Raw genomic sequence first — 15,456 nt, forward strand, 5'->3', positions numbered from 1 at the left:
ACGCGCTCCTTTCGCGGCCGCGTTACTGGACGACGAACTCGGTGAACAGCACGTCGTCGACCTTCGCGCGCTGGTTGCCCGGTTGCGTCGGCTGCTCGATCAGGTCCCGCAGTTCCTTCGCGAGCGAACGTTTGCCGTCCGGTGTCGCGAGTTCCTCGGGATGCTTGTTCGACAGCGCGAGCAGGATCCGGCTGCGGATCTCCGGCATCCGCGCGGTCAGCTGCTCCTGCGCCTTCGGGTCGGTGAGCTTCAGCGACAGGCCGACGCGCAGGTAGTGCTGCGCGCCGTCGTCCGACTGCAGGTTCACGGTCAGCGGATCGAGCGGGAAGAACACCGGCGCGGCAAGCGGCGCCGGCTCGGCGGGCGTGCTCGCATGGCCGACGCCTTCCTTGCTCAGGAACACGTACATGCCGCCGGCTGCGGCGGCGGCCGCGCCCAGCGCGACGATGGCGATGAGTGCGATGCGCTTGAACTTGCCGGACGAAGCCGGCTTGTCGGCGGTCGGGTTTGCGGTCGTGGAGGCCATGTGAATGCGTGCGTGATGTCTCGTAGCATGCATTGTTCGGCATCCGGGCCGCGGCCGATGGGTGGAAAAGAGGGGGGATTTGCGGCTATCTCAGCCGATTGTCGGCCGGGCGTCGGCCGGATGCAGGGTAACGGGGCCAGGAGAACGCCGCGGGGCGGCATGCCGGGCGGGCGTCGGCCGCCCGGCGCGGGGGTGTCAGATCGGCAGCAGCGTCAGCAGCGGTGCGATCAGCACCATCGCGACGCCCGCGATCATCATCGTCAGGCTCGACACGACGCCTTCCTCGCTGCCGATCTCGCGCGCCTTCGCGGTGCCCACACCGTGGGCCGCCGCGCCGAACAGCGCGCCGCGCGCGAGCCGCGTGCGCATCGGCACCAGCGCGAGCACGAGTTCGCCGAGCAGCATTCCGCAGATGCCGGTCGCGATCACGAACAGCGCCGTGAGATCCTTCGGCGCGTGGATCTTGTCCGATACGGCGAGCGCGAACGGCGTCGACACCGAGCGCGTCATCAGCGAGCGCTGCAGTTCGGGCGACAGGTGCAGCAGCTTCGCGAGCAGCAGCGACCCGCACACGCCTGCGGCGATCCCGACCGCGACGCCGACCGACAGCGACAGCCAGTGCCGGCGGATCAGGTCGCGATACTCATAGATCGGCACCGCGAACGCGATCGTCGCCGGGCCGAGCAGCCACATCAGCCAGCGCGTATCGCGGAAGTAGACCGAATACGGGATGCCGGTCACCAGCACGAGCAGCACCAGCACACCCGGCACGAACACGAGCGGCGAGAACAGCAGCGTCTTCTTGTACGCATAGAGCCGCTTCGACGCGAAATACAGCACGACCGTCAGCACGAAGCAACCGAGGGAGATCGCGGTATTCGCCTGGTCGGCGGACAGGTTCGATAGCGCAGCCAGCATGGTCAGCTCCGGCTCAGTGCGCGGACACGGCGCTCAGGCGCGTGCGGCGGCGTTCGGCGAACACGCGCTGCGCGGCGAGCCGGCGTTCGAGCTTCGCGGCGAGATCGACCGCGACGGCTACCGCGACCATCACGAACGCGGTACCGGCGAGCATCACCAGCGCGATGCGCCAGCCGTCCTCGCGGAACAGCCCGCCGTACTGCACGGCCGCGACGGCGGCCGGCACGAAGAACAGCAGCATGTCGGACAGCAGCCAGTTCGCGCCGTCCTTCACCCACGCGGGCGCGACGCGGCCCGAGAACAGCAGCGCGAGCAGCACCGCGAGGCCGATCACGCCGGACGGAATCGGCAGCCCGACCTTGCGCACGGCCCAGTCGACGGCCATCCACAGCGCGCCGAGCGCGGCGGCCTGCAGCACGATCCGGCCCGTATGCGCGAGGCTGCCCGAAGCGGCAGGGCGGGCGGCGGCGGCGATCGGCTTGGTCATGACGGGCTCCATACGGATAGTGCGTTGATGGTGTGAGTATAGGGTTTCCCCTAACCATAAATAAAATGACTTGTCTCTATCCTTGTCATTCCAATTCGGAATTCGCTTGTGATTGCCGCACCAATTTGGGGAGACACCGATGGAATTGCGCGCACTGCGGTACTTCGTCGAGGTGGTTCGCCAGCAGAGCTTCACGGCGGCCGCCGACAAGCTGTTCGTGACGCAGCCGACCATCAGCAAGATGGTGAAGGCGCTCGAGGACGAGATCGGTTCGCCGCTGCTGCTGCGCGACGGCCGGCAGATGGTGCTGACCGATGCGGGGCGGATCGTGTTCCAGCGCGGCCAGGACGTGCTCGCCGCGCAGGCGCAGCTGCAGTCGGAGCTGAACGATCTCGGCACGCTCGGCCGCGGCGAGCTGACGATCGGGATCCCGCCGCTCGGCGGCTCGCTGTTCACGCCGATCATCGCCGCCTACAAGCAGCGCTACCCGAACATCGAGCTGAAGCTGTTCGAGCAGGGCGCGCGGATGATCGAGGCCGCGCTGACGTCGGGCGAACTGGAGCTCGGCGGGCTGCTGGAGCCGGTCGATCCCGGCACGTTCGAGCGGCTGCCGATGGTGCGCGCGCCGCTGTGGCTCGTCGCGCCGCGCGAATCGCGCTGGGAGGATCACGCGGCCGTGCCGCTCGCCGATCTCGCGCGCGAATCGTTCGTGTTCTATGCGGAAAGCCTCGCGCTGCACGACGCGGTGCTCGATGCGTGCCGGCAGGTCGGCTTCACGCCGTCGATCGTGAGCCGCAGCGGCCACTGGGATTTCATGGCCGCGCTCGTCCATGCGGGCGTCGGCATCGCGCTGCTGCCCGAGCCGTATTGCCGGCGGCTCGACGCGGGCCAGTTCACGTGCCGGCCGATCGTCGAGCCGGAAATCACGTGGGCGATCGCGCTCGGCTGGCTGAAGAAGGGCTACCTGTCGCACGCGGCGCGCGCGTGGCTCGATGTCGCGCGGGCGACGCTGCCGATCGCGCCCGGCGACGATCTCGCATTCGGCGGGTTGCGGGCGAGGGCGTGACGGCAGCGCGGCGGAGCGCGGAAGCGGGCCGTGAAACAAAAAGGGCGGCCGTCGTGGCCGCCCCTTTCACGCTCAATGCCCCATCGCGGGCCCCGCACCCTTCCTCGGCTTCGTGATCCACACGAGCGCCGCGAGCGCGATGAACATCCCCGCCGACAGGTGGAAGAAGTCGTTGGTCGCCATCATGAAGCCCTGCTGCGTGACGAGCTGATTCAGCTGCGCATTGGCCGTCTGCCCGACGATGCCGAGCTGCGCGAGCGCGCCCTGGTAATCGGTCGTGTTCTGCGCGTAGATGCTCACCGATTCCGACAGCCGCGCATGGTGGTAGATCGCGTCGTTCTCCCAGAATGTCGAACTCGCCGCGGTGCCGATCGCGCCGGACAGCGTGCGCAGGAAGTTCGACAGCCCCGACGCGCTCGCGAGCCGCTCGTCGGAAATGCTCGACAGCGTGATCGTCGTCATCGGCACGAAGAAGCATGCAACGCCGATCCCCTGCACGAGCCGCGGCAGGATCACGTGGTTGAACGGCACGTCGAGCGTGAACGTCGCGTTCCACAGCGACACGCCCGCGAACACGATGAACGCGAAGCTCGCGACCATCCGCAGGTCGAGCCGGTGCATGTTGCGGCCGATCAGCGGCGACAGCACGAGCGCGAGCAGCCCGACCGGCGCGGTCGCGAGGCCGGCCTTGCCGGCCGTGTAGCCCATCACCGTCTGCAGCCACAGCGGGAAGATCACGACCGAGCCGAAGAACGCCATGAAGCCGAACGAGATGATCATCGCGCCGAGCGCGAAGTTGCGGTCCTTGAACAGCGACAGGTCGACCACCGGCTCCTTTTCGGTCGCCTCCCACACGAGCATGAACGCCAGCGACACGACCGCGATCAGCGCGAGCGCGACGATGAACGACGAGTTGAACCAGTCGCGGTCCTTGCCGAGGTCGAGCATCATCTGCAGGCACGACACGCCGATCACGAGCAGCGCGAGGCCGATCGCGTCGATCCGCTGCTTCGACGTCTTCGTCTCGCGGCCGCGCAGCAGGAAATACGCGCAGGCCGCGGAGAAGATGCCGATCGGCAAATTGATGTAGAAGATCCACGGCCATGTGTAGTTGTCGCTGATCCAGCCGCCCAGCAGCGGGCCGAAGATCGGCGCGACGATCACCGTCATCGCCCATAGCCCGAGCGCGAGCCCGCGCTTCGCGGGTGGATAGCTGCGCATCAGGATCGTCTGCGACAGCGGCACCATCGGCCCCGACACGAGGCCCTGCAGCAGCCGGAACGCGATCAGCGTCTCGAAGTTGGTCGCGAAGCCGCACAGCGCCGACGCGACCGTGAACGCGAGCACCGACAGCGTGAACAGCCGCACCTCGCCGACCCGCCGCGCGAGCCAGCCGGTGAGCGGCACCGCGATCGCGGACGCGACCGAATACGACGAGATCACCCAGGTGCCTTCGCTGGTCGCGACACCGAGGCTGCCCGAGATGGTCGGCACCGCGACGTTCGCGATCGACGTGTCGAGCACTTCCATGAAGGTGCCGAGCGCGAGCCCGATGGTGAGCAGCGCGAGCGTCCCGCCGGACAGCGGCGCGGGTTCGGCGGCGGGGGAGGCGGCGGATGCCGGGGTGGCGGACATCGGAATCTCCTAGATGCGGCGCGCGCAACGCGCCGGCACAACGCACGGGCGTGCGACGCAGCGCGGCCCGGCCGGGTGGAACGAAAAAGGGAAAAAGCGGAGCACGTGTCCTGTCATTTTCTGCCCAGACAGATAAATAAGCGAATGCTTAACCTAGACATGGGGCCGCCGCGCGCATCAGGCGTCTTCGTCGGGCTTCGGGCAGCCGGGCGTGCCGGGCCCGTTGGCGATGAAGCGCTGCAGCAGGCCGGTGAGCGTCGCGAGTTCGTCGGCCGAGAAGCCTTCGAGCTGCGCGTTGAGCGCGGTCGCGACCAGCGACGGCAGCGCGCGGGCTGCTTCGGCGCCGCGCTCGGTCAGCGTCAGCTCGATCATCCGGCGGTCCTGCTCGCTGCGCGAACGTGCGATCAGCCCCTTGCGTTCGAGCCGGTCCAGCATGCGCGTCATCGAGCCGCTGTCGTAGGACATCTTGCGCGACAACTCGAACGGCGTGCGCGCGTAGCCGCGCGACAACAGCAGGATCACGCCGATCTGCTGCGCGGTGAGGTCGAGCGGCTCGAGCGCACGGTCCATCCGCTCGACGAGCGCCTGCTTCGCCTTCGACAGGTAATAGCCGAGGCTCGTTTCCAGCGCGATGTTCTCGGGATCGTAAAGGCCGCCGGTCATACGATTGCGCGCGCAGCAATAGTGCGTTTCAGGTTAAAACGCGCCCAGTATCTTGAAAAATGATTGCTTAGTCAATATTATTTGAGGCAACCAGTTACGACGTGCATGTTGCACTGCCGGAGACGATGTTCTGACCGATTCGCCCGCGCTGCCGGGCACCCCTAGGATGTTCGCGATGCTGTCCCTGAAAAATGCCGCCGGCGCGCTGCGCCGCAACCTGACCGATACCGCTCATCATGTGTTTTCCGGGCCGCACCGCGGCTGGAAGATCGCGCTGTACGTGACGATGCTGGTCGTGCCGGGCGGCTCGCTCGCGGCGCTCGGGTTCGCCTGGTTCGATCATCGCCGGCAACGCAACGCGAAGGGCGGCGCACGCCGCACGAGCCAGCCGGCCGCCACGGAGCCGTCGACATGGCGGTCCGCCGCCGACCCCATCCCGGTGCCGGTGCGCTGCCACTGACGCCGCACCGCTCCCGCTTCCCCGTCTGATCCGGCCGGGCGCCGGCAGCATTGCTGCGCGGCCGTCGTCGCACGCCCGTTTTCCCGCAAGCGATCCGTAATGGCCGGTAAACCGGCCGGCTGCGCCGGTAACACATTCCGGCCTTCGCGCACCGTACCCTTAGGGCTGCGCAGCTTCCCCGCCGTCAGTTACCATTTGTCCGCCAGCGGCATGACGACCGCATCGCGCGGCGCCGCTCGCCGGCCGTCACGCCCAGACAGGAAAACCACGATGCCGTACGCCTCCCTCCCGCGCGCCCTTCGCCCGCTGAGCGCCGCCGTCGCCGTTGCGACGGCCGTGCTGCTCGCCGGCTGCGCCGTCGGGCCCGACTATCACCGGCCCGACACGTCGATCCCCGCCGCGTTCAAGGAAGCGCCGGCCGGCTGGAAAGTCGCGCAACCGGCCGACCGCACCGATCGCGGCCCGTGGTGGACGGTCTACAACGATCCGCAGCTCGATGCGCTGATCGGCAGGCTCAACGCATCGAACCAGACCATCGCGCAATCGGCGGCCGCCTACCGGCAGGCGCGCGCGCTCGTCACCGAGGCGCGCGCCGCGTATTTCCCGACCGTCGGGCTGACCGCGTCGGGCTCGCGTGCCCGCACGCCGCGTACGTCGGTGTCGTCGGGCTCGTCGTCGAGTTTCGGCAGCGGCTCGTCCGGGTCGATCAACAACAGCTACAGCGTCGGCCTCGATGCCAGCTGGGAACCGGACCTGTGGGGCAAGGTGAGCCGCACCGTCAGCGCGCAGCGCGCCGGCGAAGCCGCGGCGGCGGCCGATCTCGCGAACGCGCGGCTGTCGCAGCAGGCGCTGCTCGCGCAAACCTATTTCCAGTTGCGCACGTCCGATGCGCTGCAAAAGCTGCTCGACGACACCGTGAAGTCGTACGAACAGTCGCTGAAGCTCACGCAGAACCAGTACGCCCAGGGCGTCGCCGCGCGTGCGGACGTGATCCAGGCGCAGACGCAGCTGCAGAGCGCGCAAGCCGCGCAGATCGACAACGGTGTGGCGCGTGCGCAGTACGAGCATGCGATCGCGACGCTGATCGGCGAACCGGCGTCGACCTTCTCGCTGCCGCCGGCCCCGCTCGCGGCCGAGCCGCCGATCACGCCGGTCGACGTGCCGTCCGCGATCCTCGAGCGCCGGCCCGACATCGCGGCGGCCGAGCGCCGCGCGGCGGCCGCGAACGAGCAGATCGGCGTCGCGATTGCCGCGTTCTTTCCCACGCTTACGCTGTCGGCCACCGGCGGCTTCCAGAGCTCGGTGTGGTCGCAGCTGTTCACGTTGCCGGCGCGTTTCTGGACGGTCGGCCCGCAGCTCGCGGCCACGCTGTTCGATGCAGGGCTGCGCGCCGCGCAGACCGACGCCGCGCGCGCGACCTACGACCAGGACGTCGCCGCGTATCGCCTCGCGGTGCTCACCGCGTTCCAGGACGTCGAGGACAACCTCGCGTCGCAGCGCATCCTCGCGCAGGAAATTGACGTGCAACGGCAGGCCGTCGACAGCGCCGAGCACTCGCTCGCGATCGTCACGAACCAGTACAAGGCCGGCACGGTCGCGTACCTGAACGTGCTGACCGCGCAGACCACCGCGTTCACCGCGCAGCAGAAGCTCGCGACGATCGCCGGCCAGCGGATGGTGTCGTCGGTCGGACTCGTGAAGGCGCTCGGCGGCGGCTGGGATGCTTCGGACATGGCGCGCGAGAACGGCGACATGGCGGCGCCGGCCCCCGTGCCGGCGTCCGGTGCAGCCGCGCCTGCCGCCACCGCGCCATCAGCCGCTACGCCGCTCGCGCAGAAGTAAGGAAAACGGGCGACGCGCGCGTCAGCGCTGCGCGTCGCCGAAGATCAGCGACACCTCGTTGTTTCCGATCGGGTGGCCGAGCAGGTTCAGCAGCCCCGCGAGGTTCGCCTGCTGTTCGGGCGCCGCATGCGCGGTGCCGCGGAACGATCCCTGCCCAGGGCCGAAGTTGCCGTGCCCGTCGAGGAACAGCGGGCCCTGCGTCGTCGACAGGTCGAGATCGGCGCCCGCGCCCTTCGCCTGCAGCACCGCGCGGTACGAACCGAGCGGCTTCACGCGCGACACGCGCGAACTCATCGAGTCGATCGTCACCGTCAGCTGGCCGAATGCGTTGTTGCCGAACAGGCGCCAGTCGCTCCAGCCGATCCGCACGTCGCCCTGCAGGTCGAGCGTGTTGAACGGCGTGCCGAGCCCCGCGAGCAGCGAAGCGGGCACGGCCATCGTGCCCGCCGACAGCACCGCGCCGCGCCACGTCGCATCGAGCGTGACGGCATCGGGCATCGCCTCGGTCTGCCGCATGCGCATCTGCACGCGGCCGGTCAGCAGCGGCCAGAAGTGCGTGGTCCATTCGACCCGGCCCGGCAGCAGCGTCGCCGCGCTCTGGTCGGCGCCCGGCGCGAGCATCAGCGTGCCCGAGCCGTGCCACAGCGACCCGTCCGGATCGACGAGATTCACGTGTCCGCCGGTCGCGCGCGCGAACTGCGGCGCGATCCACGCGGCCGGCGCCAGCGCGACGAGCGTCACCGCCGTCGCCAGGCCACCTGCCAGTACCCACGGCAATACCGTGACGAGCCGCTTCGCCCACGGCCTCATCGGCCGACCCGCGTTTGCATCATCCGCTGCCGTCATCTATTTCTGGACGGAAGGTTGCATCACGGCCGTCAGGTCGACCTGGCCGTCGTCCTTCAGCGCGGTCGCGTGCGCCTCGCCGACCTGCACCTTGAACTGCCGGCGCGCATCGTCGAGCCACTGGGTCCACGCCGGGAACGACACGTTCTTCATCTGCACCTGCACGCCGTTGCCGACGATCTGCACCTGCGCCCCCTGCAGCCCGTGATCGGACAGCGACGCGGTCAGTGCGTCCTTCAGCGCGAGGCCGGTCGGCGCGACGCCTTGCGCGGCGGCCGTCAGCGACTTCGCCTCGTTCGCCTGGGCGGTCATCTGCGCAAGCTCGTGACGCATCGTCGGCAGCTCGCGCTGGATCCGTGCGCGGCCTTCCTGCGCGGGCGACCACAGCACCGAATACGCAATCGCGACCGCCAGAACGGCGCCGCCCCAGCCGAGCAGCGTCTTCTCGCGCGGCGAGCGTTCGCCCCAGAACTGGGCCAGCGTCTGGTTCAGTTGTTCCGTTTTCATGAGCGGCTCCGGATCGTCCATTTGCCCGTGTTGCTGTCGACTTCGCCGGACAGTCCGTTGCGCGCGAGGCGCTGCGTGAAATCGGGATCGACCTTGACCTCCGGCTTGAAGCCGACGTCGAGCCGCCGGTCGTGATAGTCGAGCGACGCGATGCCGTTCAGCGGCAGCGCGCCCATCGACCGCGACAGCCCGCTCGACAGCGCGAGGAAATCGTTCGGCGACAACTCGCCGGCCGCCAGGCGAAGCTGGTCGAGCTGGCGCTGCATCTGCGCGGGCGGATCGAGCACCGTCGTCGTCTTCGGGAACGCGGACAAGAGCGTCTCGGTGATCTGCGCGGACAGCGCATCGCGTTCGCGCGACAGCTTCCACCAGTGCAGGTTCATCCCGATCACCGCGACGCCGAGCGTCGCCGCGACGAGCGCGAGCGGCACGCGCAGGCGTTTCACCGTCGCGCGGTCGAAACGCCAGGGCTGCGACTCGAATTCGAACTGGCACAGATCGAACTTCTCGGTCAGCGCGCGACGCGCGAACGTGTCGAACGGCAGCGGCGCGGCGCCTGGCAACAGCGTCGCGTCAGGCCGGCCGACCGACGCGAGCCGCGGCTCCGCACCCGGTTCGCCGAGCTCGTACAGTTCGACGTCGCCGCCACGCGCGAGCGCGGTCAGCGTGCCGGCCGCGCGCGCCGCAGGCGCCGCGAAGCCTTCGCCGAGCGCACCGCGCGCCACGGCGAGTTCGAGGCGCGGCGCACCGGCCGCGGCCGGCAGCGCGCCGGCGTCGACCAGCACCGGCTCGACCGACGTCGCGAGCCCGAGCACCGCGGCGACCGTCGCCGGGCGGGCAGGCGGCTCGGCGGCGTCCGCGGCAAGCGCGGCGGCGTCGGTAGTCTCACCGTCGGCCGGCGCGGTCGATGCCGTTTCGGCCGACGCACGCGGCGCCGGCAGGCAGCGGGTGGCGGGCACCGCGCTCAGGTGCCGGTGGCCGGCCGACGTGAACGCTTCGCAGATCGTGCGGAACCACGCGCGATCGACGACGGCCAGCACGCGGCGCCCGTCGGGCAGCGCGGCCGGATCGAGCGCGATGTGACAGCCGAGCGGATCCTGGATCAGCTGATCCTCGACGATGTTGGGCAGCGCCTGGCGCAGCTTCGGCCCCTTCAGCGGCGGCACGGTCGCGGCCAGCAGCAGCACGTCGCGCGCGGCGACGATCAGCACCGTCGCATTCGCGCGCGGCAGCAGCGCGAGCGCGGCGCGGCCCGCGCGCTGCACCTGGCCGGCCTTGTCGACGAGCGTGAACGGCAGCTCGGGCCACTGCCATTCCTGCAACGGCACGGCAGGCTCGCGCGGCGGCAAAGAAACAATCAACGTGCTCACAAGAGCTCCTCTCCCGATTGGCGTCGTTATAGCTGGTCGCGGATACGCACGACCCGCGTCGAGTGCGTGGTCGGATCACGATACACGAGCGAGGTGCGGTCGACCTCCGCGCGATCGTGCTGGATCCGGCCGTGCACGATGAAATAGCTCGAATTGACATCGACGAGGCTCGAGTCGATCGTCACGTTCGGCGGCGCGCCGGCCCCGCGCAGCGCGAGCTGCACGTCGCCGACGTTCCGGAAAAACACGGTCTCGCGGCGCGACACGAGCGCCTGCGCGGACGACACGCTCATCCCCGGCACCAGCGCGGCGATCACTTCGGCCGGCGCGGTGTTCATGTTCACGGGCGTCGTGGTCGGCAGCACGGTGACGAACGGGCGCAGCCGCGCAACCATTTCGGGCGTCACGCCGTCGACGTCGAGCAGGCTGTCGACGCTCGTCATCATCAGCGGCGCGGGCCCGCGATCGCCACCGGAGAGCCCCGGATCGTCGGTGAAGCCGCTACCCTGCATGTCGCCGCTGGTCACCGGCGCGGTCGCGGCGTTCGCCGCGGTGCCGCCGCCGCCGGGCAGGTTCGGCATCTGGAAGCGCGTCGCCGAATGCAGCAGGCCCGCGCGCACCTGCAGCGCAATGCGCTTCGCGAACGCACCGTCGTAGCCGAGCGTCGTCAGCAGGCGCTGGAACGCCTGGAGCTGCGTGACGTTCAGCTGCAGCACGCCGGGCGCCGGCGACGACACGAGGTTGCGCAGGTTGAACTTCGCCTGCGCGTCCTCGATCGAGCCGGAGATATAGGTGTCCTCGCCGCCGTTGTCGTTGGGTGCACCGATCCGGCCGAGGAAATCCGACAGCTTCGTCTTCGCGATCGGCACGCCCCAGATCCCGCCGAGATAGGTGATGCCGGGCGCCGTGTCGCCTTCGGAGCGCAGGATCATCCGCGTCCAGTCGAGCGCGCCGCGCGCGACCCACTGCGCCTGCGCGATCACGCGCTGGTTTTCGATGCGGCGGATCTGCACCTGCTGGCGCCACAGCATCCCCGACACGAGGATCGCCGACAGCGCGACGACGAGCAGCGCGGTGATGATCGCGGCGCCGCGCTGGCGGCCGCGTGCTCGCACGCGTGCGGCGGCGCGGCTGCGGGAGGATGGACGGGAAGGGCGCACGCGCATCGTCATTCCCCGACGAGGAAGATGCGCGTGACCGGCACGCGCAGCGACGTCGCGCCGATGCTGACCTGCAGCCCCGTCACCGCGCGCGTCGGCGGCGCGTTGCCGATCTGCGGCACCTTGAGCGCGTCGTTGTTCTGCGCGAGTGCTTCATCGGCCGTCTGCAGGTTGGTGGTCCAGCCCACGCGCGGCACGTACAGCTTCGCGTCGATCGCGCCGACGCCGCCCATCAACGCGACCCAGCTCCAGCCTTCGACGCTGCTGTCCTTCAGCACGGTCCGCAGCCGGTTCGCGTCGTCGATCGGCGGCGATGCGTAGCGCACGACACGCCCGCCGGCGATCCGGTAGCGAACCACCTGCAGCCGCGGCGCCGCGCCCGGCACCTCGAGCTCGCGCACGATCTGCAGCGTATTGCCGGCGACGCCGATCGCCGGCTGGCCGGCCTCGTCGTCAGTCGCGGCGAGCCGCGCGTCGATGCGCATCTGGTCGAACATCTGCGCGAACACGCGTTCGTCTTCCATCGCGGCCGCCACCTTGTCGCGGCCGCGCATGATCTGGTCGAGCCCGCGCCACGCGAGGATCGCGACCACCGCGAGGATCGCGATCGCGATCATCAGCTCGATCAGCGTGAAGCCACGGGCGGGGCGGGCGAACGGGCGTCGCATCGGCGCGTCAGAGCGGACGGCTGGTTTCATTCGCGACCACCGTCACCATTTGCGCGAGCACGCCGGAATGGCCGGGCATGCTCACCGAAATCCGGACGCGCCGGAACACCGGGTTCGGCGTGGTGCTCACGCGCTGCGTGCAGACGAGCTGCACGTTGCCTTGCGAGCAGTCGAAACTCTGTTCGCCGACCTCCGGCCATGCATGCGTGAGCCGCAACTGCGCAAGCGCGTTGTCGGCGCTCCAGCCCGCGAGCAGCCGGCGATGCAGGTCGGACGCGTTGGTCGCCATCGTGCCGACCGCACGGATCGACGCGGCGAGCGCGACCGCGATGATCGCGAGGGCGACCAGCACCTCGATCATCGTGAAGCCTCGGGATGAAGAAGCGGAACCGGGCAGGCGACGACGCATCGTCATTGCACCTCGTAGCGGCCGTTGCCGGTGCCGACGATCGTCGCGCTGCCGACAGCCGAATGCAACGTCACGCGCACCGGCGTGTCGATGCTTTCGGTGCCGAACACGACGCGATTCGCGTGCGTGTCGGACCCCGGATAGTCGATGTCGGCGCCCGTGACGCCGCCGTCCCAGTCGCGCGGGCGCAGCAGGTCGTCGCGCAGCGTGCGCCAGCCGTCGGGCGAGCTCACGTCGAACCGGAAACCGTGCTCGGTCGGCTGCCATGCGATCGGCCGCGCGCGCACCTGCGCTTCGTCGCCGGCCGTCTCGAACAGCAGCGCGACGCGCTGCGCTTCTTCACGCAGGTCGGTGCGCGGATTGCGCGTCAGCGACAGCGACGCGAGCGACACGAGCAGCCCCGCGATCACGAGCACGACCAGCATTTCGAGCAGCGTGAAGCCGCGTGCGCGGCGATGCCGCGCGCCGCGCTTCATCCGCCCGCCATCGGCACGCGCCGGTACGGACGACACCGCGCCGCGACGCACACGGCAATCGCGGCCGCAGCGGAAGGTCGTGCGAATGGCGAGCATGAAGAACGGGATTGAAACGTCGGGGCGATCAGTGCCGGCTTATTGCCACGAACCGATGTCGGTATCGTTGCCTTCGCCGCCTTCCTTGCCGTCGGCGCCGTAGCTGAACACGTCGATTTCGCCGTGCACGCCCGGGTTCAGGTACTTGTACCCGTTACCCCACGGGTCGTTCGGCAGGCGCTCGAGGTAGCCGCCGTCCTTCCAGTTGTTCGGGATCGGATCGGTGGTCGGCTTCTGGATCAGCGAATTCAGGCCCTGCTCCTGGGTCGGATAGCGGCCGTTGTCGAGACGGTACAGTTTGAGCGCCTGCATGATCGTGCCGATGTCCTGCTTCGCGGCGATGCGGCGTGCCTCGTCCGGGCGGCTCATGATCTTCGGCACGATCAGCGCCGCCAGGATCCCGAGGATCGCGACCACCACCATGATCTCGATCAGCGTGAAACCGCGCTGACGACGCACGGCCGCGTTGCGGCGAGTGATCCACGTTTGCATGAGTGACTACCTCTTTCCAAAAAATGTCGTCGATTGAGTGACGCACCCGGCGCACCGGACAATTGCCTGACAGCAAGCTTCCGAACCCGCGGGCGCGGAGCACGCATTGTAAGGCGCGCATCGCCGAGGGCTTTCACCCAACGCAAATTTCATATACATCCGTACAATAGCGCGCATGAACGCGCTCTCGATCCGGATCCTCTCCCTAGCCCTCTTCGCGGGTTTGTGCGCGACGGCCACCTATTGGGTCGTCACGCTGTCTGCCCGCGAAGCGCCGCTGCCCGCCGCCGCCGCGCGGCTGCCGATCCGCACCGAGGACGCCGCGGCGCTCTTCGGCGGTCAGCTCGACAAGAATCCCGTCCAGGACATCCACCTGTTCGGCATCCTGTCGCTCGACCGCGGCGCCGCCGCGATCGTCGGCGTCGGCGGCGAACCGCCCCGCGCCGTGTCGCTCGGCGCGGACGTCACGTCCGGCGCGAAACTCGCCGAAGTCCGCCCGCGCTCGATCGTGATCGACCGCAACGGCGCCCGCGCCGAAATCCAGCTCCCGGCGAACACGCCGTCCCCCGCGATCTACATGCGCTGAACGTCGGCGGCCTGACACGCAGGCCGCCACGTCACTGCACCATGTTGTTCAGCTCGATGATCGGCAGCATCACCGCCAGCACGATCACGAGCACGATCCCGCCCATCGCCAGGATCAGCAGCGGCTCCAGCAGGCTCGTCAGGAACATCGTGCGGCGTTCGAGCTCGCGCGCTTCGCCTTCGGCCGCGCGATCCAGCATCGTCGTCACGTCGCCCGTCGCTTCGCCCGAACGGATCAGGTGCACGAGCACCGGCGGAAACGTCTTCACGTTGTTCAGCGCGCGCGACAGCGCGGAGCCTTCGCGCACGCGCACGATCGCATCGTCGATGTTCGCGCGCATCGCGCGGTTCGACAGCGTCTCGCCGGCCGCCTGCAATGCGCGCAGGATCGGCACGCCCGCCGCTGTGAGGATGCCGAGCGTGCTCGCGAAGCGCACCGTGTTGTAACCGCGCACGAGCTTGCCCGCGAGCGGGGCGGTCAGCACCCAGCGGTCGAACGCGAGCCTGGGCCCGTCACGCGACAGCGTCGCCTTCACGAACCACACGACGAGCACGAACGCGATCAGGATCGCCCACCACCAGTGCCGCACGAATTCCGACAGCGCCATCATCACGACCGTGAGGATCGGCAGCTGCTGTTTCGTACTCGCGAACACGTTGACGACCTGCGGCACGACGTAGCTCAGCAGGAACGTGACGATGCCGAATGCGATCAGCGTGACGATGCCCGGATACGTGAATGCGAGCAGGATCTTCTGCTTCAGCGCGTTGCTTTGCTCGATGTAGTCGGCGAGGCGCGACAGCACGATGCCGAGCTTGCCGGTGTGTTCGCCCGCCGCGACGAGCGCGCGGTAGATTTCCGGAAAATCGCGCGGATGCTGGCCCAGCGCATTCGCGAGCGAATGGCCGCCGAGCACCTCGGCGCGGATCGCGGCCATCAGTTCGCGGATGTAGTCGCGCTCGGCCTGCTCGGTCAGCACGCCGAGCGCCTCGTCGAGCGGCAGCCCCGCGATCAGCAGGCTCGCGAGCTGGCGCGTGAGGATCGCCTGTTCGCGCTGCGACAGCTTGCGGCCGAACGCGAGCCGCTGCGAACGCGCCCCGCGCGTCGCGCTGGCGGCCGGCTCGACGACGAGCGGCGTGAGCCCCTGCGTACGCAGCTGGCCGCGCGCGGCACGCGCGCTGTCGGCATCGATGACGCCTTTCTGCGCGCGTCCCGCCGAATCGATTGCTTCGAAACGGAATGCCGGCAT

The 15,456-nt window shown here is 69.2% G+C and carries 18 protein-coding genes; 4 read left to right on the plus strand and 14 right to left on the minus strand.

Features of this window, described 5'->3' with window-relative positions; all coding sequences use genetic code 11:
• Positions 1 to 22 precede the first annotated feature (22 nt).
• The 3 genes from fliL to OHZ10_RS00270 form a co-directional block, all read right to left on the minus strand.
• Positions 23 to 559, minus strand: coding sequence for a flagellar basal body-associated protein FliL (fliL, locus tag OHZ10_RS00260; protein WP_059232830.1), 537 nt, complete (start codon positions 557 to 559; stop codon positions 23 to 25).
• Between the two features lie 162 nt (positions 560 to 721).
• Positions 722 to 1,444, minus strand: coding sequence for an LrgB family protein (locus OHZ10_RS00265; RefSeq protein ID WP_059232829.1), 723 nt, complete (start codon positions 1,442 to 1,444; stop codon positions 722 to 724).
• A gap of 13 nt (positions 1,445 to 1,457) precedes the next feature.
• A complete protein-coding gene (locus OHZ10_RS00270; RefSeq protein ID WP_342703312.1) occupies positions 1,458 to 1,931 on the minus strand; it encodes a CidA/LrgA family protein in 474 nt (157 codons plus the stop codon).
• 139 nt (positions 1,932 to 2,070) lie between these two features.
• On the opposite strand from OHZ10_RS00270, the gene OHZ10_RS00275 reads away from it, so the two are divergent.
• Positions 2,071 to 2,997, plus strand: a complete 927-nt coding sequence (locus OHZ10_RS00275; RefSeq protein WP_059232828.1) for a LysR family transcriptional regulator — start codon at positions 2,071 to 2,073, stop codon at positions 2,995 to 2,997.
• 72 nt (positions 2,998 to 3,069) lie between these two features.
• On the opposite strand, the gene OHZ10_RS00280 is transcribed toward OHZ10_RS00275, so the two are convergent.
• On the minus strand, positions 3,070 to 4,632 hold the full coding sequence (locus OHZ10_RS00280; protein WP_059232827.1) for a DHA2 family efflux MFS transporter permease subunit: 1,563 nt from the start codon (positions 4,630 to 4,632) through the stop codon (positions 3,070 to 3,072).
• Positions 4,633 to 4,809: 177 nt separating this feature from the next.
• A complete protein-coding gene (locus tag OHZ10_RS00285; protein WP_059232826.1) occupies positions 4,810 to 5,295 on the minus strand; it encodes a MarR family winged helix-turn-helix transcriptional regulator in 486 nt (161 codons plus the stop codon).
• A gap of 175 nt (positions 5,296 to 5,470) precedes the next feature.
• Here OHZ10_RS00285 and OHZ10_RS00290 point away from each other — a divergent pair, with 175 nt between their 5' ends.
• Together OHZ10_RS00290 and OHZ10_RS00295 are read left to right on the plus strand one after the other, a co-directional pair.
• Positions 5,471 to 5,755, plus strand: coding sequence for a multidrug ABC transporter ATPase (locus tag OHZ10_RS00290; protein WP_081051891.1), 285 nt, complete (start codon positions 5,471 to 5,473; stop codon positions 5,753 to 5,755).
• A 270-nt stretch (positions 5,756 to 6,025) separates the two neighbouring features.
• A complete protein-coding gene (locus tag OHZ10_RS00295; RefSeq protein WP_059232824.1) occupies positions 6,026 to 7,597 on the plus strand; it encodes an efflux transporter outer membrane subunit in 1,572 nt (523 codons plus the stop codon).
• Between the two features lie 21 nt (positions 7,598 to 7,618).
• Here the strand turns inward: OHZ10_RS00295 and OHZ10_RS00300 are convergent, their stop codons facing one another.
• Genes OHZ10_RS00300 through gspG form a run of 8 tightly spaced genes read right to left on the minus strand, consistent with a single transcriptional unit; the run spans position 7,619 to position 13,621 of the window.
• A complete protein-coding gene (locus OHZ10_RS00300; RefSeq protein WP_059236553.1) occupies positions 7,619 to 8,407 on the minus strand; it encodes a type II secretion system protein N in 789 nt (262 codons plus the stop codon).
• 36 nt (positions 8,408 to 8,443) lie between these two features.
• A complete protein-coding gene (gene gspM / locus OHZ10_RS00305) occupies positions 8,444 to 8,950 on the minus strand; it encodes a type II secretion system protein GspM (RefSeq protein WP_059236551.1) in 507 nt (168 codons plus the stop codon).
• A complete protein-coding gene (gene gspL, locus OHZ10_RS00310) occupies positions 8,947 to 10,320 on the minus strand; it encodes a type II secretion system protein GspL (RefSeq protein WP_342703316.1) in 1,374 nt (457 codons plus the stop codon). Before gspL ends, gspM begins: the two co-directional genes overlap by 4 nt.
• A gap of 26 nt (positions 10,321 to 10,346) precedes the next feature.
• Positions 10,347 to 11,486 (minus strand): type II secretion system minor pseudopilin GspK, encoded by a 1,140-nt coding sequence (gene gspK, locus OHZ10_RS00315; protein ID WP_174993446.1) that lies wholly within the window; start codon positions 11,484 to 11,486, stop codon positions 10,347 to 10,349.
• A 2-nt stretch (positions 11,487 to 11,488) separates the two neighbouring features.
• Entirely contained in the window at positions 11,489 to 12,178 is a 690-nt protein-coding gene (locus OHZ10_RS00320) for a PulJ/GspJ family protein (protein WP_081051773.1), read from the minus strand.
• Positions 12,156 to 12,563 carry a type II secretion system minor pseudopilin GspI gene (gene gspI / locus OHZ10_RS00325; RefSeq protein ID WP_081051772.1) on the minus strand — a complete coding sequence of 136 codons (408 nt, stop codon included), beginning with the start codon at positions 12,561 to 12,563 and terminating at the stop codon, positions 12,156 to 12,158. Before gspI ends, OHZ10_RS00320 begins: the two co-directional genes overlap by 23 nt.
• Positions 12,560 to 13,129, minus strand: coding sequence for a GspH/FimT family pseudopilin (locus OHZ10_RS00330; protein WP_174993445.1), 570 nt, complete (start codon positions 13,127 to 13,129; stop codon positions 12,560 to 12,562). The genes gspI and OHZ10_RS00330 overlap by 4 nt, the downstream gene beginning before the upstream one ends.
• 39 nt (positions 13,130 to 13,168) lie before the next feature.
• Positions 13,169 to 13,621, minus strand: a complete 453-nt coding sequence (gene gspG, locus OHZ10_RS00335) for a type II secretion system major pseudopilin GspG (protein WP_034188200.1) — start codon at positions 13,619 to 13,621, stop codon at positions 13,169 to 13,171.
• A 175-nt stretch (positions 13,622 to 13,796) separates the two neighbouring features.
• On the opposite strand from gspG, the gene OHZ10_RS00340 reads away from it, so the two are divergent.
• The gene (locus OHZ10_RS00340; protein WP_059232820.1) at positions 13,797 to 14,207 is read left to right on the plus strand and encodes a type II secretion system protein N; all 411 of its coding nucleotides are present in this window, start codon (positions 13,797 to 13,799) and stop codon (positions 14,205 to 14,207) included.
• Between the two features lie 31 nt (positions 14,208 to 14,238).
• Here OHZ10_RS00340 and gspF read toward each other — a convergent pair whose 3' ends face one another.
• Positions 14,239 to 15,456 (minus strand): type II secretion system inner membrane protein GspF, encoded by a 1,218-nt coding sequence (gene gspF, locus OHZ10_RS00345; RefSeq protein ID WP_059232819.1) that lies wholly within the window; start codon positions 15,454 to 15,456, stop codon positions 14,239 to 14,241.

The sequence above is a fragment of the Burkholderia arboris genome (genome assembly GCF_038723655.1).
Lineage (GTDB): Bacteria > Pseudomonadota > Gammaproteobacteria > Burkholderiales > Burkholderiaceae > Burkholderia > Burkholderia arboris.